General features: G+C 66.2%; 17 protein-coding genes and 1 pseudogene. 10 read left to right on the plus strand and 8 right to left on the minus strand.

The features are described from left to right. Positions 1-17 precede the first annotated feature (17 nt). The 3 genes from OXF11_11420 to OXF11_11430 all read left to right on the plus strand — a co-directional run bounded on the left by OXF11_11420 (position 18) and on the right by OXF11_11430 (position 2,880). Positions 18-890, plus strand: a complete 873-nt coding sequence (locus OXF11_11420; protein ID MCY4487705.1) for an alpha/beta hydrolase — start codon at positions 18-20, stop codon at positions 888-890. Then, complete coding sequence (locus tag OXF11_11425) at positions 887-1,681, plus strand: alpha/beta hydrolase (protein ID MCY4487706.1); 795 nt, start codon at positions 887-889, stop codon at positions 1,679-1,681. The genes OXF11_11420 and OXF11_11425 overlap by 4 nt, the downstream gene beginning before the upstream one ends. A 77-nt stretch (positions 1,682-1,758) precedes the next feature. Next, positions 1,759-2,880 carry an LLM class flavin-dependent oxidoreductase gene (locus OXF11_11430; protein MCY4487707.1) on the plus strand — a complete coding sequence of 374 codons (1,122 nt, stop codon included), beginning with the start codon at positions 1,759-1,761 and terminating at the stop codon, positions 2,878-2,880. A gap of 143 nt (positions 2,881-3,023) precedes the next feature. Here the strand turns inward: OXF11_11430 and OXF11_11435 are convergent, their stop codons facing one another. Both OXF11_11435 and OXF11_11440 read right to left on the minus strand, forming a co-directional pair. Continuing rightward, positions 3,024-3,635, minus strand: a complete 612-nt coding sequence (locus OXF11_11435; GenBank protein MCY4487708.1) for a hypothetical protein — start codon at positions 3,633-3,635, stop codon at positions 3,024-3,026. Positions 3,636-3,662: 27 nt separating this feature from the next. Beyond that, a complete protein-coding gene (locus OXF11_11440) occupies positions 3,663-4,814 on the minus strand; it encodes a Fic family protein (protein ID MCY4487709.1) in 1,152 nt (383 codons plus the stop codon). Positions 4,815-5,049: 235 nt separating this feature from the next. Between OXF11_11440 and OXF11_11445 the strand changes: the two genes are divergently transcribed. Both OXF11_11445 and OXF11_11450 read left to right on the plus strand, forming a co-directional pair. After that, positions 5,050-5,646 (plus strand): DUF6088 family protein, encoded by a 597-nt coding sequence (locus OXF11_11445; GenBank protein MCY4487710.1) that lies wholly within the window; start codon positions 5,050-5,052, stop codon positions 5,644-5,646. After that, the gene (locus OXF11_11450) at positions 5,639-6,655 is read left to right on the plus strand and encodes a nucleotidyl transferase AbiEii/AbiGii toxin family protein (protein MCY4487711.1); all 1,017 of its coding nucleotides are present in this window, start codon (positions 5,639-5,641) and stop codon (positions 6,653-6,655) included. Before OXF11_11445 ends, OXF11_11450 begins: the two co-directional genes overlap by 8 nt. 25 nt (positions 6,656-6,680) lie before the next feature. Here the strand turns inward: OXF11_11450 and OXF11_11455 are convergent, their stop codons facing one another. After that, on the minus strand, positions 6,681-7,721 hold the full coding sequence (locus tag OXF11_11455) for a permease (GenBank protein ID MCY4487712.1): 1,041 nt from the start codon (positions 7,719-7,721) through the stop codon (positions 6,681-6,683). Next, on the minus strand, positions 7,718-8,059 hold the full coding sequence (locus OXF11_11460) for a helix-turn-helix domain-containing protein (GenBank protein MCY4487713.1): 342 nt from the start codon (positions 8,057-8,059) through the stop codon (positions 7,718-7,720). The genes OXF11_11455 and OXF11_11460 overlap by 4 nt, the downstream gene beginning before the upstream one ends. 70 nt (positions 8,060-8,129) lie before the next feature. On the opposite strand from OXF11_11460, the gene OXF11_11465 reads away from it, so the two are divergent. Next, positions 8,130-8,447 carry a hypothetical protein gene (locus tag OXF11_11465; GenBank protein ID MCY4487714.1) on the plus strand — a complete coding sequence of 106 codons (318 nt, stop codon included), beginning with the start codon at positions 8,130-8,132 and terminating at the stop codon, positions 8,445-8,447. Here OXF11_11465 and OXF11_11470 read toward each other — a convergent pair. Beyond that, positions 8,391-9,344: a rhodanese-like domain-containing protein gene (locus tag OXF11_11470; GenBank protein ID MCY4487715.1), complete on the minus strand. Its 954-nt coding sequence runs from the start codon at positions 9,342-9,344 to the stop codon at positions 8,391-8,393. The genes OXF11_11465 and OXF11_11470 overlap by 57 nt on opposite strands. Positions 9,345-9,652: 308 nt before the next feature. Here OXF11_11470 and OXF11_11475 point away from each other — a divergent pair, with 308 nt between their 5' ends. From OXF11_11475 to OXF11_11490, 4 genes and pseudogenes are all read left to right on the plus strand, one after another. Then, positions 9,653-10,138: an isoprenylcysteine carboxylmethyltransferase family protein gene (locus OXF11_11475; protein ID MCY4487716.1), complete on the plus strand. Its 486-nt coding sequence runs from the start codon at positions 9,653-9,655 to the stop codon at positions 10,136-10,138. Positions 10,139-10,149: 11 nt separating this feature from the next. Continuing rightward, positions 10,150-10,845 carry a response regulator transcription factor gene (locus OXF11_11480; GenBank protein MCY4487717.1) on the plus strand — a complete coding sequence of 232 codons (696 nt, stop codon included), beginning with the start codon at positions 10,150-10,152 and terminating at the stop codon, positions 10,843-10,845. Then, on the plus strand, positions 10,842-11,864 hold the full coding sequence (locus OXF11_11485) for a HAMP domain-containing sensor histidine kinase (GenBank protein ID MCY4487718.1): 1,023 nt from the start codon (positions 10,842-10,844) through the stop codon (positions 11,862-11,864). The genes OXF11_11480 and OXF11_11485 overlap by 4 nt, the downstream gene beginning before the upstream one ends. Positions 11,865-11,877: 13 nt before the next feature. Then, positions 11,878-12,210: pseudogene (locus OXF11_11490) on the plus strand (nucleotidyl transferase AbiEii/AbiGii toxin family protein). Between the two features lie 128 nt (positions 12,211-12,338). On the opposite strand, the gene OXF11_11495 reads toward OXF11_11490, so the two are convergent. The 3 genes from OXF11_11495 to OXF11_11505 are packed head-to-tail and all read right to left on the minus strand — an operon-like array spanning position 12,339 to position 15,246. After that, entirely contained in the window at positions 12,339-13,376 is a 1,038-nt protein-coding gene (locus tag OXF11_11495) for an alcohol dehydrogenase catalytic domain-containing protein (GenBank protein MCY4487719.1), read from the minus strand. 8 nt (positions 13,377-13,384) lie between these two features. Continuing rightward, complete coding sequence (locus tag OXF11_11500) at positions 13,385-13,891, minus strand: aromatic-ring-hydroxylating dioxygenase subunit beta (protein MCY4487720.1); 507 nt, start codon at positions 13,889-13,891, stop codon at positions 13,385-13,387. Continuing rightward, entirely contained in the window at positions 13,888-15,246 is a 1,359-nt protein-coding gene (locus tag OXF11_11505; protein ID MCY4487721.1) for a Rieske 2Fe-2S domain-containing protein, read from the minus strand. Before OXF11_11505 ends, OXF11_11500 begins: the two co-directional genes overlap by 4 nt. Positions 15,247-15,415: the final 169 nt, after the last annotated feature.

The raw sequence follows: 15,415 nt of genomic DNA on the forward strand, positions 1-15,415 counted from the left end.
CGGCTACGCAACCTTCCATGATCGACCTCCCCCCTGGCGTAAGCAGCCACTTCGTCGAAGTGGGCCAGATACGTACCCATTACCTCGAAGCGGGCGTCGGCCGCGGCCCCACCGTCGTGCTGATCCACAGCGGCGAGTTCGGCGGCCGGGCCGAGTTCAGTTGGCGTTACAACATCGCCCAGCTCGGCGAGCACTTCCACGTCTACGCCCCCGACCTGGCCGGCTTCGGCCGCACCGACCTGGTGTACAACTTCAGCGACGCCGTGGGTTTCCGACTCAAGCACGTCGACGGCTTCCTCCGGACCATGTGCCTCGGCCCCGTGCACCTCATGGGCAACTCCTTCGGCGGCGGGTTCTGCCTCCAGATGGCGACGGACCCGCGCTTCGACGTGGCCTCGGTGATCGCCGTGAGCGGCGGCGGCAAGGCCCCCGACAACGACGAACGCAAGATACTCACCGCTTACACCGGCGAGCGGGAGCAGATGCGCGACATCCTGCGCGTGTGCTTCTACAACGAGCGCTGGTGGGCCGACGAGGTGGTGGAGGAGCGCTGGCAGGCCAGTCTGGAACCGGGCGTGTGGGAGGCGTGCGCCGCCGCCCGCCTCGCGCCCTCGGGACAGCCTCGCGGCTTCCGTCCCGTGCGGCCCGACTACGGCAAGATCCGCTGTCCGGTGCTGATCGTGGCCGGCGACAAGGACCCGCTGCGTTTTCCCACCTACGCCACCGACCTGCAGGCCGAGATACCCGGTTCCGAAGTGAAGGTTTTCGAAAACTCGCGGCACTGCTCCCACGCGGAGCACCCCGAGGAGTTCAACGCATTGGCCATCGATTTCATCAAGCGGCACGCGGAAGAGGCGCAGGGTCACGCGGAGGAGGCGCAGGGTTCATGACGTGGGTTTCCGAGACCATGGAGGTGGATGGCGTCAAGCTGGGCGTGCGCCGCCGCGGGGAGGGCGCCCCGGTGGTGATCCTCTACGGCGACCAGCCCGAAACGCCGGTCCCGCTCTTCGACGACGCGCTGGCCGGGCGTTTCCAGGCGGTGGTGCCGTCCCTGCCCGGGGTGAACCGGTCGGAACTGCCCGACTGGGCGGACACCATGGAAGACCTGGCCTTCCTGGGGCTCGACCTGCTCGAAGGTCTGGACGCGGGGCCGGTGGACGTCATCGCCCACGGCTTCGGCGGCTGGGTGGCGGCCGAGATGGCGGTGCGCGCGCACCAGCAGATCCGGCGTCTGGCGTTGGTCGATTCGGTCGGCATCAAGGTTTCGTCTCCCACCGTGCGCGACGTGCAGGACGTCTACGTCTACACGGTCCAGGAGGTCGCGGAGCTGGCGTGGCACGACCCGGCGGCCGCCAAGGCGCTCCGGTGGCCCGGCATGGAAGGCGTGGAGGGCGATGAGCTGCTCACCCTGCTGCGCAACCGCCAGTCGGTGCTGAAGTTTGCCTGGCGTCCCTTCATGTACAACCCCAAGCTCATGCGGCGGCTGGCCCGGATACGGGTTCCCGCCCACCTGTTCTGGGGCGAGAGCGACCGGGTGGTAACCCCGGACTACGGCCGCGCGCTCCAGCAGGCCATTCCCGGCGCCGGCCTCACCGCGATACCCAAAGCCGGCCACTACCCGCAGTGGGAGCAGCCCAAGGCCCTGGCCCGGGCGGTTACGGAGTTTCTGGAGAGTGAGTAGTTGGCGTCCTGCGACTTTGCTGCACCTGTCCTGAGCTTTGTCGAAGGATGCCGTTTTCATTAAAGGAGGACCAGGAAATGCTGGCCTACCATTTCACCGAGATGCCTTATCCCTTCCTCCCCGATGATGCGGAGGAAACCTACGGGGCCATGCGCGTGACCCTGCCCAGCCGCTACTGCGATCCAAAGATCGCCCACGATCTCTACAACCGCTACCTCGACGAGTACGAGTACGCCGACGAGCTGGGCCTGGAGATCATGCTCAACGAGCATCACGCCACGGCCACTTGCATGGCGGCCAACGTCTCCATCACCGCCGGCACCCTGGTGCGCCGCACCAAGCGCGCCAAGATCCTGGTGCTGGGCTTCCCGCTGGCACACCGGAGCCCCATCCAGGTGGCCGAGGACGCCGCCATGATCGACGTCATTTCCGGCGGCCGGCTCATCGCCGGTTTCGTCCGCGGCGTGGGCACCGAGATCCATCCCGCCAACACCAACCCCTCCGACACCCGGGAACGCATGCAGGAGGCCCACGACCTCATCATCAAGGCATGGAAGACCCAGGACGTGTTCAACTGGGAGGGCAAGCACTACCACTACCGCTACGTCAACCCGTGGCCGCGCCCCTACCAGCAGCCCCATCCCCCCATCTGGATCACCGGCAGCCAGCCGGCGGCCGTGCCCTGGGTGGCCGACCACCACTACACCCTGGCCACCGTGCTCACCTCCTACGAGCAGACCGAAGCCCTCTTCACCGCCTACCGCAAGCGCTGCGAGGAGATGAACTACCCTGAGCCCGGCACCGACAGGTTCGCCTATTGCGCCCTGACTTTCACCGGCGAGACCGACAAGAAAGCGGAAGAGGGCGGCCGCAAGCTCCTCTGGTACCTCAACAAGCGCCGCCCCGTGGGCTTCTTCGCTCCGCCCGGGTTCGTGCCCCCCCAGGGCCTCACCCGTTTCTTCGACCCCAAGGGCATGGCCCGCTACAACCGCACCTACGAAGACCTCATCGACCAGGGCGTCATCATCGCCGGCACCCCCAAGAAGGTCATCGAAAAGGTCAGGTACCTCTACGACCGCTGCGGCGTGGGGCACCTGCTCATGATGAACCAGGCCGGGTTCATGACCCACGAGGAGACGAAGCGGAGCATGGAGCTGTTCGCGACGGAGGTTTATCCGGAGTTGAAGACGTGGCAGTGAGGCGGCGCAAACGCTAGTAACGCACCCCTTCTTTCTTCCGGTTCGGGAGAGCGGAACCATGCCCCGCTTCCAGGGGGCGCGGCGCTCTCGTCGGCCCGTGTCCCACAGCGCTTACCGGATGGCCGTGTGACCTTGGGCGCGATCTACAAAGGCTCGGAGCGATGTTCGGTTTCCGGCATCCACACCAGCTGATTCTTCCAGACTTTCTCCTGTGCGATCTGGACGCACACTCCCCAGATCGCCAAGAGCGCCTCCGGGCTGTTCCTCGGCAGTGGCTTGTCTTCAATCAGCGTGTAACGCCACCGCTCATAGCCAGCCCCTTTCGGGCCGGAGATAAGAGTCAGGAAATGGTCCACTCTCCCAATAGCAAGGTAGGAGTGTAGCGATCGGAATCGCTCGTAGAACTCTGGCACGGTGTTTTGCGTCGGCTCTTCGATCTTCGAAAATAGCCAACCCAAGTTGTGCGTCCGGAACGGATACCGCCAAGCGTTACTCTCTCCCACGTCGGCGTTCTCCGGGACTGCAAGATCGATCAACTCTGCGATGGTCAGCCCTGTTTGCTCTGCAATCAGGTACTTTAGCGTTTGCTCAAGACCGCTATAGGCAGCAGTGATCACCGTCCAGTTCCTTGCGATGTCGGTGCCCGGATGTACTTCCTGCGTCAACGGCTCCTTTCCCAGCATTTCCTTAGTCTTCTTGTGCGCCGTCAGGAGCCGCTGCACCTTCTCGATCCTTGCCTCTCTCGGCATCGGCATGGGCGTTACTTCCTGCTTGGCTGAGTGTCATCGCCGCTGGGGCTCAGTCTCAATGGCCACCGGGCAGACGAATTCGTAGCTAGTGCTCCGACCCCCAGTCTTGCTACGGACCAGGATTCCACGCTCTATCAGATCGCGAATGTCTCGATTCGCCGTGTCCTGCGAGCAGCGGTTTATCGTTGCCCACTTCGACGAGGTGAGTTTCCCTTCGAAGCCGTCCAGAAGCCGGTTGAGGATCTTCACTTGGCGCTCGTTTAGGGGCTCGTGGGCATGGGCTTCCCAAAAGCGGGCCTTTGTCAGCACGGTGGCGAGCGTTTCCTGAGCGTTCTCGATGGCGCGTGCGAGACATTCGAGAAACCAGACCTGCCAATCGATGACATCCAGGCTACCTTTTTGGGTTGCCTCAAGGATGTCGTAGTAGGCGTTGCGCTCCAGGCGGATCTGGGCGGACATGCTGTAGAATCGCTCGGGGCTCTCTTCCGACCGGGCCAGCGCCATGTCGGCGATGGCCCGTGCGATACGTCCGTTGCCGTCGTCGAAAGGATGAATGGTGACGAACCAGAGATGAGCGATGCCGGCGGCGAGCACGGGCTCCATCGACTGTGTGCCTTCGAACCATTCCAGGAACCTGGATATCTCGTCCCCGAGGCGCTCGGCAGGCGGAGCGGTATAGTGAACGCGCTGGCGACCGACCGGGCCTGAGACCACCTCCATCGGCCCGTCCCCGTCGTCGCGCCATTGGCCGACGCGAATCCGGCGCATGCCGCTGCGCCCGGTCGGGAACAGGGCGGCGTGCCACGAGAACAGCCGTTCTTCGGTCAGGGGCTCGGCATAGTTCCGAGTAGCGTCGAGCGCCATTTCGACGGCGCCGTCGATGTTGCGATCAGCCGCCGGCAGGCCGCCGATATCAAGGCCGAGGCGGTTTGCAATCGACGAGCGGACCTGGTCGGGGGCGAGCATCTCTCCCTCGATCTCGTTCGTCTTCACGACATCCTCGGTGAGCGTGCGCAACGTGGCTTGGCTGCGCATCTCGAAACCCAGTGCCTCCATGCGGCCAAGCAGTCTTCCCTGGATGTGGCGTGTGTGCGCGAGGTGCTCGGCGAGCCGGGCCGTATCCTGCTGGAACCGCGGCCAATCCGGACGTTGCCAGATGTATGCAGGATATTCTCCGTGCAACATGCGGAGAATATAGCACCCACTCTCTTCATTGACAAGTTAATCTCCGCCTATATTGCGGAGGTAAGGAGCTTTATTCTCCGCGACCGTGCTGAAAGATCCTTCTAGTTTTCACCGATGGGAAGACGAAGTTGGTGAGAATCGGAACCGCGCCTACACTTCCTATTGAGCGTAGGAGCATTGCATTTTGTCAGTTTCATTGGTATTCTTCTGACAAAATTGGTTGCGAGAAACCATCATGCCCAGCCTGTCCAAACAAATCATGCAGCACACCGGCTCTCTTCGGGAGGGCACGCCGATCTGCGCCGGCCCGCTGCTTCATCTCGGCAGCCGAGCGGCGGTCGATCAGGCGCTCTCTCGCCTCGCGCGTTCCGAGAGGCTGATGCGGATCTGCCAAGGGATCTACATGAAGCCGGTCGAAACCCGGTTCGGGCAGTGCGCACCCAGCATCGATAAGGGGATTGAGGCGCTCGCGGCCATGTGGGGCGAGACCATCGTCCCCTGCGGTGGTGCCGCGGCGCATGTTCTCGGCCTCACAACCCAGATTCCAGTGCGGTCGGTCTATCTCACATCCGGCCCCGATCGCTGCCTGCGGTTCGGTAGTCTGGAAGTCGAACTGCGTCATGCCCCGCGCTGGCAGCTCACGGCTCCCCGCCGCAGGGCCGGCGATGTCATCCGTGCCTTGGCCTGGCTTGGTCCGGCCGAGATCCGGGAGGGGCTGGAAGCTGTTGTGCCAAGCCTCTCTCGCGAGGATGTGGAAGAGCTTGCCGAGGCGCGGGCGACCATGCCGCATTGGATGGCGGAGCCGGTGAGTGCCCTTGTCACGAATGGCTGAGGTATCGTTCCAGTCTTTGGCGGCCCGCGACAGGCGGGAGGCACTGAGAGCAGCGCAGGAAGCGAGCGGGATGCGGGCCTTCCTCCTGGAGAAGGATATCTGGGTCGTTCAGACGTTGCGCGTCCTGTTCGACTTGCCGTTCGGCTCCGACATTGTGTTCAAGGGCGGCACGTCGCTGGCAAAGGCCTACCAGGTAATCCGCCGCTTCTCGGAGGATATCGACGTTACCTACGACATCCGCGCCTTCGCACCGGACCTCGTGACCGGCGCGGGCGCCGAGGCGCTGCCACCGACGCGAAGCCAGGAGCAACGCTGGAGCAGCGCCATCCGCTCGCGTCTCGCCGCATGGGTCCGGGGCGAGTGCCTCCCGGCGGTTGGCGAGTGCCTCGCGCGTGAAGGTTTCTCAGCCGAGGTCCGCGCCTCAGGAGAACGGCTGCTCGTTCGTTATGAGTCGTTGTTCGACGACCCTGGATTCGTCAGGCCCGAAGTCATGGTTGAGTTTGGCGCGCGCGGGACGGGCGAACCGCACGAAAAGCGTCCGGTGGCGTGTGACGCGGCGCCTCATCTTCCTGGCATCGTTCTGCCAACAGCTTCTCCGTCGGTCATGCTGGCCGAACGTACATTCTGGGAAAAGGCCACGGCCATTCACGTGTTCTGCCGTCAGCAGCGCCACCGGGGCGAGCGACTGTCCCGCCACTGGCACGACGTCGCACGGTTGGACGCGGCCGGATACGCCGGCAACGCCCTCGCTGAGCGCGAGCTCGCGTTGACGGTAGCCCGGCACAAGGCGGCGTTTTTTCGCGAGAAGGACGTCGCGGGCAAGTGGATAGACTATGAGACCGCCGTTTCGGGCGGGCTTCAACTGGTCCCGGACGGCCTCGCTCGGGACGCGCTCGCTGAGGACTACGACAGGATGGTTTCCGACGGCATGCTGTTGGGCGATGCCGAACCGTTCGACGCGCTCCTCGAGCGTTGCCTTGATCTCGAGGCAAGAGCCAATTTGCGCTGAACCGGATGCCGTAGCGACGTAACCTTCACCCCATCAACGCCCCGAACCCCACCCCTGTCAAGATCGCGCCCGCGACGCCGAATCCCACGTAGGCGGCGAACACCTGCCAGCGCACCAGCGACCACACGGCGACCATGGAGGGGACGCAGGTCACGGCGCCGGCGACCATGAAGGCCAGGGCGGCGCCGGCGCTCATGCCCTGTTCCATGAGGCCGGCGACGAGGGCGGGCGCGGCATAGCCGTTGAGGTAGGCGGGCGTACCCACCAGGGCGCCGATCACGATGGGGCCGGCCCCGGGTCCCCCGACCAGGCCCGCGATCAACGCGGCCGGCACGTAGGTGACGAGCAGGGCCTGGATCAGGTAGGCGAACGCCAGCCACTTGACCAGGAACCGCGCGTTCTCCAGCGATTCGGACCGGAAGTTGGCCGCCCGCGCCGGCTCGCGCCAGAATCGCCAGACAATCTCGCCCGTCTCGAGGGTGCTGCCGCAGGCGCCGCAACCGCCCGCCGCGTCTTCCCGCAACGGGGCGGCGAACGCATGGCGCCGGACCAGGAGGCGCACACCGAAGCCGCCGAAGAGACCGATGGCGACGGCCGCCGCAGCCTTCCCCACGGCGAAGTCCCAGCCGAGGGCGGCGGCGGTAATGAGCGCGGCGGGAGGGTCGATGACGGGGGAGGACAGCCAGAAGGCCATGATGGCGGAGAGCGGCGCGCCGATCGCCAGCAGCGCCGCGATGAAGGGGATGACCTCACAGGCGCAGAAGGGAGCGAGGCCGCCGACAAGCGCCGCCAGGAAGATCATGCGCGTCTCGCGTCCTTCGAAGGCACGCGCCACGAGGGCCGTGGTTCCCGTCGCCCTGAGATACGCGATGAGCAGCACCGCCGCGGCGATGAAGGGCACCGTTCCCGCGAACGCCGCCAACGCGATCCACAGGATGTCCGGCAACTCGGTGGCGTCCAGCACCGCCACGGCGAGCGGGACGGCGAGCATGAGGCCCCAGACCGACACCACGCCCCGGACCCCCGTGCGCAACCCGTTGACTCCGTTCAGAACCAGTTCCGTCATGACGGTTCTTTCGTGAGTGCGGCCCGGGCGGCGCGGGCCTGGAGCGATGGGCAGGCATCAACGCAACACTCTTCGAGCAGAAACGCGGCAAGCGCTTCGAGACGGCGGTAGGCGGCACGGTTGATCACGATGCGGCCCCGGCGCTCCTGCTCGACCAGCCCGCCGGCGGCAAGGAAGCCGAGATGGTGGGCGAGCGTCGAGGCCGGCAAGCCCGAGCGCTCCTGGACCTCGCCTACCGTGAGCCCTTCGGCCCCGGCGCGCACGAGCAGGCGAAGCACCGTGAGCCTCGGCTCGGAGCCGCACGCGGCGAATCCCTGCGCCGCTTCCTCAAGCGCCAGCGTGGAGGTTGGCGAAGTCCTGGAATAAGAGGTTATATCCACATAACTAATTATATAGTTATAATTGCCAATGTCAACCCTCACGCAAGGTCCGGCGCCCGAGCCGTCTCTACCGTGCGAGGGCGGCCGCAAGCTCCTCTGGTACCTCAACAAGCGCCGCCCCGTGGGCTTCTTCGCTCCGCCCGGGTTCGTGCCCCCCCAGGGCCTCACCCGGTTCTTCGACCCCAACGGCATGGCCCGCTACAACCGCACCTACGAAGACCTCATCGACCAGGGCGTCATCATCGCCGGCACCCCTCTGAACACCTTACCGGGCGGCGGCGGACACCGCCTAGTCCGCCGCCGTCCGCCGGCTCCATTCTATCCAGGAGCCATCATAAAGGTGTAATCTCTCCACCGGGAACCCCATCAGGTAGAGCGCGAAGAACGGCGTGGCGGCGCGCACGCCGGAGTGGCAATAGAAGATGTGATCGTGCCCGGGTTCGAATCCAACCTGTTGTAGCAGCGCGTCGATCTCGGCGGCGGTCCGGAACTCCGACGGCCGGCCTTGGTCCACCTTTCGGAAAGCCCGCCATCCGATGAAGCGGGCCCAGCCGATGCGCCCGGCCGGCAGGCCGCCGAGCCGCACCGACCCATCCCATTCCCTCACACTGCGAGTGTCCCAGACGTGAGTTCCCGCGTCCGAGCGGCCTCGGTGGACATCCGCCATATCGGCGGTCCAGCCGGCGACGGCGGGTGCTGCAACGAAATCCCCGGTGCTGGGGGCCGAATGTCCGCGACCGCGATCGACGTCGTAACCTGCCGCTTTCCAGGCGGTCAGGCCGCCGTCGAGCACCCGGACATCGGATTTCCCGTACAGGCGAAAGAGCCACCAGAGGCGTGCGGCGTCGTAGGTTTGGTCATAGACGACGACGGTGGACTCGTTGTTGATACCGAGCCCGCGCGCGAACTCCTGGAAGCGCTCGCGGCCCAGCGCCATGCCGTCCCGGCCGGTGTAGGCGCGGCGCGGGGCATGGAAGGAGCCGGGAATATGCCCAACCAGCCAGGAGACCCGCCGGACCGCGGCCAGCACGATCGGTTTCGAAGCGGATCCATCCAGCATCGCCTTGACTTCGGCCGCCGTAACCAGAGCATGCCCGCGCGGGAAGCCCTTGTACGGCTCGGCATGCACGGGGCCCCACAGCAGCAGGAGGACCAGTGGCACGAGAATGGTGCGAAACGGCCTGCTTTCCTTCGGCGACAGCCAGCTTGCCTCGAAGATGTCGATGAAGTGTCTCATGTCCATGATCTTATTCGAACCATTCCTTATACCAACCCTTATTTCAATCGCCGCCGTTGAAGTCGAGGCGAGCGCATGGCGCTGAAGCGCGGGTTCGACGGTCAGGCGGTTCCTGCCCGCCAGCCACCCGTCGACGTAGACCCAGGCGACCAGCGTTCTGTCGCGTCACCTGCACGTCGGGGTTGGTGTTCTCGGCGCGCAGCGAGAACGTGGTGCACACCCCGGCACCCGGCTGCCGCGCCTTTACAATTCTTTACCTCTCGGACAAACGGCGGCAACCGCATGGCGGGACAGTGCATGGAGGAGGTGCTGCCATGCGGATCAATCCCCCGACCCTTTTCTGGATCCTGATCGCCGGGATCTTCGCGGTCCATCGCTTCTACCCCGTAATCCGGTTCGAACAGCCGGAGATCCCGTGGCTCGGTGCGGCGATCTTTATCCTCGGGATCACAATTTCAGCGGCCGGCAAGAAGAAGTTCCTCAGGGTCGGCACCAACGTCTACACGTTCGAGGAGCCGGGCGAGCTGGTCACGGACGGGCTTTACGGCAAGAGTCGAAACCCGATGTACCTGGGGCTGGTCCTGGCCGGGTTTGGGGCCGCGCTTGTTTCGGGGACGCTGGCGGCTGTCACCTTCAGTGCGATCTTCGGTCTCATGGTACGCTATTGGTATGTAGCCTACGAGGAGCGGGCGATGCGGCGGAAGTTCGGCGATCAATACGAAGACTATTGCCGTAGGGTCCGGCGCTGGTTCGGGCGCCGGCGTGTGCCGCCGCGGGTGCACGCGTCGCAAGCCTCGTAGCAGGGGAAGCCATGCCGCGCCTCTTGATGATCGAGGACGATCGCGCCCTTGCTGACATGGTGGCCACCTACCTCGCCCAGGCGGGCATGACCCTCGAACATCGCGGAAACGCCGAGGAAGGGCTGGCGGCCGCCCTCGAAGGCGGCTACGACGCGGTAGTCCTGGACCTGATGCTGCCCGACGGCGAGGGCCTGGAGGTCTGCCGGGCGATTCGCGCCGGCTCCGCCGTGCCGATCCTGATGCTCACGGCCCGTGGCGAGGAGGCGGACCGCATCGTAGGCCTCGAGCTCGGGGCCGACGACTACCTGCCCAAACCCTTCAACCCACGCGAGCTGCTGGCCCGCCTGCGCGCGATCCTGCGGCGCTTTGCAGGCGGCGATGAGCATGCCGAGCAACTGCGCTTCGGCAGGCTCACCATCGACCGCGCTGCCCGGCGGGTGCTGGTGGACGGCGAGGAGCGGTCGCTCACCGGCCACCAGTTCGATCTGCTCTGTGCCCTCGCCGAAAGCCCCGGACGCGTTCTCAGCCGCGATCAGCTCATGGACCGGGTGCGCGGAGAGGAGCTGGAGGCCTTCGACCGCAGCATCGACGTGCATGTCTCGCGGATACGGGCGGTCATCGAGGACGACCCCAAACATCCACGCCGCATCGTCACCCTGCGGGGAGCGGGCTACCTCTTCACCCGCCGCCAGGACGAGAAACCATGAGAAAACGCCTTTTCCTCCGGATCTATCTGGCCCTCCTGGGCACTGTCGTGCTGTTCGGGGTGCTCGTTTCGGTGGCTTGGTGGCTGGGACACCTCGACCGCCCGGCCCGGGTGCTGCCCCACACGCCGGAATTCGGCTTCGTTGCCGCCCTGGTCATCCTCGCGCTGGCCGTCGCCATCGCCGCCTACCCCGTGGCCCGTCGCCTGACGCGGCGCCTGGAGCGGCTACGGACACGGGTCGATGCGCTGGGAGCCGGCGACCTTGCCACCCGGGTCGAGGTCGAGGGCAACGACGAGGTGGCCGAGCTGGCGCGCAGTTTCAACAGGTCGTCGGAGCGCATGCAGGCGCTGGTCAACGCCCAGCGCGACACGCTCGCGGCCGCGTCGCACGAGCTTCGTTCGCCCTTGGCGCGCATTCGCATGGCCGTCGAGTTGTTGCCGGCCAACGGGGATCCGTCGCTGCGCGTCCGTGTGGAGCGGGACATCCGGGAGCTGGACGACCTGATCGAGGAGATCCTCCTGGCCGGACGCCTGAGGACCCTGGAGCGTCCCGCGCATCTGGAGGGCGTCGATCTCCAGGCGCTGGCCGCCGAGGAGGCGGCCCGAGCCGGAGCCGTGTTCGTGGGCGGACCGATGACGGTGGAGGGCGAATGCCGCCTGCTCGCCCGCCTGATACGCAATCTCCTCGAAAATGCCACGCGCCATGCGCCGGGAACCTCCACCCTTGTGGATCTGGAGGCCGCCGAAGGACGCGCGGTCCTGCGCGTCTTGGACCGCGGCCCGGGCGTGGCGGAGACGGAGCGGGAGCGTATCTTCGAGCCCTTCTATCGCCGCCCAGGAGGTTTCGCGAGTGGGGAAGGAGATGATCGGAAGGGCAGCGGCCTGGGCCTCAGCCTGGTGCGCCAGATCGCGCGGCGCCACGGCGGCGAGGCGAGCTGCCGGCCGCGCGACGGCGGCGGAAGCTGCTTCGAAGTGAGTCTGCCGCTCCGGCAGCAGCAGTGGCAGCCCGCGCCGCGGTGATCGCGGTCGTGCGCGAAAACGATTGTCCCGCCACTGGCACGACGTCGCGCGGTTGGACGTGGCGGGATACGCCGGCAAGGCCCTCACCGACCGCGCGCTCGCGTTGTCGGTGGCCCGGCACAAGGGGACGTTCTTTCGCGAGAAGGACGTTGCGGGCCGGTGGATAGATTATGAGACCGCCGTTTCGGGCGGGCTGCAACTGGTCCCGGACGGCTTCGCTCTGGACGCGCTCGGTGAGGACTACGGCAGAATGGTCTCAGACGGCATGCTGTTGGGCGATGCCGAACCGTTCGATGCGCTCATCGAGCGTTGCCGTGACCTTGAGGCGAGGGCCAATCTGGGCTGAACCTGAAAATGCCGTAGCGTTCACCCGACCAACGCCCCGAACCCCACCCCTGTCAAAATCGCGCCCGCGACCCCGAATCCCATGTAGGCGGCGAACTTCGGTCAGACTCGCGACGGCATGTTAGGCTACTACAAGTCCGGCACCAGCACCGGCTTGAGCGCCTCCCCGTCCCGGATCAGCTCGAACCCGCGTGGCGCTTCGGAAAGCGGCAGGACGTGGCTTCGGACCGGGGCGAGATCGACGGCGCCGGCCGAGAGCAGTTCGGTAGCGCGCTGCCAGGTCTGCCAGATCAGGCGCCCGTGGATGTTGTGCATGACCGGGCATTTGAGCAGCCAGTAGGTGAAGTCCACGGGGATGGCCGACGGCGGCGCGCCCACCAGCCGGAAGTCGCCGCCCTTGGCGAGGGAGGCGAAGACCGCGTTGAAGCCGGCTTCGGTGCCCGAGAATTCGATGCCGGCATCGGCGCCCGCACCGCCGGTCATGTCGCCCACCACGCTCGCCAACTCCTCGTTGCCGGCATCCACCGCGCGGTCGGCGCCCATGGTCTCGGCCGCGCGGAGACGGAGCGGGTTGATGTCGCAGGCGATGACCTTGACGGCGCCCAGGGCACGCGCGGCCGCCACCGCCATGAGCCCGATGGGGCCGCACCCGTTCACCAGCACGGACAGCCCCGAGACGCCGGCGCCCGCGAGGCAGGCGTGGACGGCGATGCCGAAGGGTTCGAGCATGGCCGCGGTTTCGTGGGGAAGGCCGGGCGGATTCGCCCACGCGATGGACGCGGGCACGGTCAGGTACTCGGCGAACGCGCCGTCGATGTCGATGCCGGGGTAGCGGGTGTTCTCGCACAGATGGGCGCGCCCGAGCCGGCAGGACCGGCAACGGCCGCAGAAGATGTGGCTTTCGAGGCTCACCCGGTCGCCGGCCGCGAGACCTTCGACCCCAGGGCCGGCGGACTCGACGGTGCCCGACGCTTCATGCCCCAGGACCCGCGGCAGCACCATGCGGCGCGCCATGCGCGGTGCCCAGTTGTAGATCTGCAGGTCGGTGCCGCAGATCCCGGCGGCGCCCACCCGGATCAATATCTCGCCGGGGCCGGGTTCGCGCGGCTCCGTCTCGCGGACCGCGATGCCGCCCACCTCCGGCGCGATCTTCTGAAGGCTCAGCAACGGGCTCCCTACAGGTGATAGATGTCCACCGGCCCTTCGAGCCGGTCGTCGATGAAGATGATCTTCTTGCGCGCGATCTTGAGCGCGCCGTCGATACGCAGGAACGTGTAGTCGTAGCGGCTGCCGCGGGTCTGTGCCCCCTTCTTGCCGTAGACGTGCACGATGCAGTTGGCGGTGGCCTCGACCGCGTCGCCCTCCGCGCGTTCCACCAGCACGTTGCCGATGACGTGCACCGTGCGGTCGAGTGGCAGCGAGGCCCAGGACTGGCGCGACTCGATGCGGAACACCCGGTCTTCGAGCCGGCCGCGGTCCTTGAGGTAGAGCAGGTTGAGCTGGGTCTCGGGATCGGTGGTGGTCTCCTCCTCGCTGGCCCAGGCCGGAGCCCAATACACGGCGTCCTCGGCGTAGAGTTCCAGCCACTCCTGCCAGCGGCGCCGGTCCAGCAGCATGGCCTCGCGGCTGATCAGCGCCGCCACCTCGCGCTCCAGCGCGGCGTCGATGCCGTTCGTGCTCATCGGGCGTCCTGTCCGGCCAATGCGCCGCCCGCTCCGTTCTCGATCCGCTCCAGCCACGCCCGGTAGAAGCCGTGGAACATTCCCTCGTGCTCCCAGTCCGGGCAGGACGCCGCCGCCTCGAAGCCCAGTTCCCGGGCGTCCCGGTCGGGGCCGGCGACCATGACGTCCATGCCGCGGGTCATGTCGTTCCACTGGCTCGGCGGTCCCAGCGAGCCGTGCTGGATCGCTTCGAGCGCGGCGGCATCGTCCGACGTCGCCATCCCGGCCGTCAGGTAGAAATCCTCGAACTTCCTGAGGCGCGCGGCCCGCGCCGTGTCGCTCTCTCCCTTGGGCGCGATGCAGTAGACCGTGACCTCCGTCAATCGGGGCGACACCGGCTTCACGAACCGGATCTGCGTCGACGGGTTGTCCATCAGCATCACGTTGGGAAACAGGTATAGGTTGCGGCCGCGGTTGAGGATCCAGTCCACTTCCGCCGGCTTGAGATTCTCTTCGAGCCACGCCCGCGCTTCGTAGATCGGGCGGACGTGCGGCGTGGTGTGCAGCGCCCACAGCCCCATGTGCCCGTTGCCCAGGTCGTAGGTGCCGCTGGGCACCTTGCCCTTGATGCGCCCGGACTCGGTCCGGCGCATGCCGCCCGTGGCGTCACGGGCGTCGCGCTGGGCCACGGTGGAGGCGAACACGCTGTGGAGGGTGGTCACGTGGTAGCCGTCGACGCTGTTCTCGGCCTGCAGCTTCCAGTTGCCGTGGACCGCGTAGGTGGAACAGCCGGGCACCACCTCCATCCCGTCCCGTCCCTGATCGGCCAGCAGGTCGATCCAGCGCGCCGCGGCCCCCAGATGGTCCCGGAGCGCGGGCACATCGCTTCTCAGGCTCCCGAACACGAACCCCTTGTAGGAGTCGAGGGCGCCGATCCGCTGGAGGTTGAAGCGTTCGCGCGCCCCTTCCGTGACCGGATAGCCGAGCTCCTCGTTCTTGATCTTGATGCAGTGTCCGGCGCGGTCGTACACCCAGCCGTGGAAACGGCAGGTGAGCACGTTGGCGTTCCCCCGCTTGAGCGGTGTCAGCACCGCGCCCCGATGGGAGCAGACATTGAGGAAGCAGCTCAGCGATCCATCCCGCTGGCGCATCACGAAGACCGGCTGGCGGCCGATTTCCGTCGACCAATAGTCGCCCGGCCTCTCCACCTGGCTTTCGTGGCAGAGAAAGACCCAGCCGCCCTCGAAGATGCGCTCGATCTCCGCCTCGAAGACCGCCTCGTCGGTGTAGACTGCCCGGTCGACGCGGAAGACTCCCTCGTCGACCCGGTCGTCCACCAAGTGGCGAAATCCGTTTCTGTCCGCGCCACGGTTCATCTCGTCCCTCGTCCGTTCATTCGGCGGCATCGCCGTGCGTTGCCCCGTGACTGTAGTCCGGGTACACAATTGCATGTTAAACGCTACGAGTCCACTTTTGACACGGACGACTCGGATACCTTTGTTTTCAATACGAAATATTACCGTAGGTTGCATAAAATATTGTCAG

It is taken from the genome of Deltaproteobacteria bacterium (assembly GCA_026712905.1).
In the GTDB taxonomy this organism is placed as follows: domain Bacteria; phylum Desulfobacterota; class Binatia; order UBA9968; family JAJDTQ01; genus JAJDTQ01.

What these genes read in the sequence shown, in the direction of transcription:
- OXF11_11420 (MCY4487705.1), top strand. Translation starts at nt 18, where the DNA reads ATGATCGACCTCCCCCCTGGCGTAAGCAGCCACTTCGTCGAAGTGGGC.
- OXF11_11425 (MCY4487706.1), top strand. Translation starts at nt 887, where the DNA reads ATGACGTGGGTTTCCGAGACCATGGAGGTGGATGGCGTCAAGCTGGGC.
- OXF11_11430 (MCY4487707.1), top strand. Translation starts at nt 1,759, where the DNA reads ATGCTGGCCTACCATTTCACCGAGATGCCTTATCCCTTCCTCCCCGAT.
- OXF11_11435 (MCY4487708.1), bottom strand. Translation starts at nt 3,635, where the DNA reads ATGCCGATGCCGAGAGAGGCAAGGATCGAGAAGGTGCAGCGGCTCCTG.
- OXF11_11440 (MCY4487709.1), bottom strand. Translation starts at nt 4,814, where the DNA reads ATGTTGCACGGAGAATATCCTGCATACATCTGGCAACGTCCGGATTGG.
- OXF11_11445 (MCY4487710.1), top strand. Translation starts at nt 5,050, where the DNA reads ATGCCCAGCCTGTCCAAACAAATCATGCAGCACACCGGCTCTCTTCGG.
- OXF11_11450 (MCY4487711.1), top strand. Translation starts at nt 5,639, where the DNA reads ATGGCTGAGGTATCGTTCCAGTCTTTGGCGGCCCGCGACAGGCGGGAG.
- OXF11_11455 (MCY4487712.1), bottom strand. Translation starts at nt 7,721, where the DNA reads ATGACGGAACTGGTTCTGAACGGAGTCAACGGGTTGCGCACGGGGGTC.
- OXF11_11465 (MCY4487714.1), top strand. Translation starts at nt 8,130, where the DNA reads ATGTCAACCCTCACGCAAGGTCCGGCGCCCGAGCCGTCTCTACCGTGC.
- OXF11_11470 (MCY4487715.1), bottom strand. Translation starts at nt 9,344, where the DNA reads ATGGACATGAGACACTTCATCGACATCTTCGAGGCAAGCTGGCTGTCG.
- OXF11_11475 (MCY4487716.1), top strand. Translation starts at nt 9,653, where the DNA reads ATGCGGATCAATCCCCCGACCCTTTTCTGGATCCTGATCGCCGGGATC.
- OXF11_11480 (MCY4487717.1), top strand. Translation starts at nt 10,150, where the DNA reads ATGCCGCGCCTCTTGATGATCGAGGACGATCGCGCCCTTGCTGACATG.
- OXF11_11485 (MCY4487718.1), top strand. Translation starts at nt 10,842, where the DNA reads ATGAGAAAACGCCTTTTCCTCCGGATCTATCTGGCCCTCCTGGGCACT.
- OXF11_11500 (MCY4487720.1), bottom strand. Translation starts at nt 13,891, where the DNA reads ATGAGCACGAACGGCATCGACGCCGCGCTGGAGCGCGAGGTGGCGGCG.
- OXF11_11505 (MCY4487721.1), bottom strand. Translation starts at nt 15,246, where the DNA reads ATGAACCGTGGCGCGGACAGAAACGGATTTCGCCACTTGGTGGACGAC.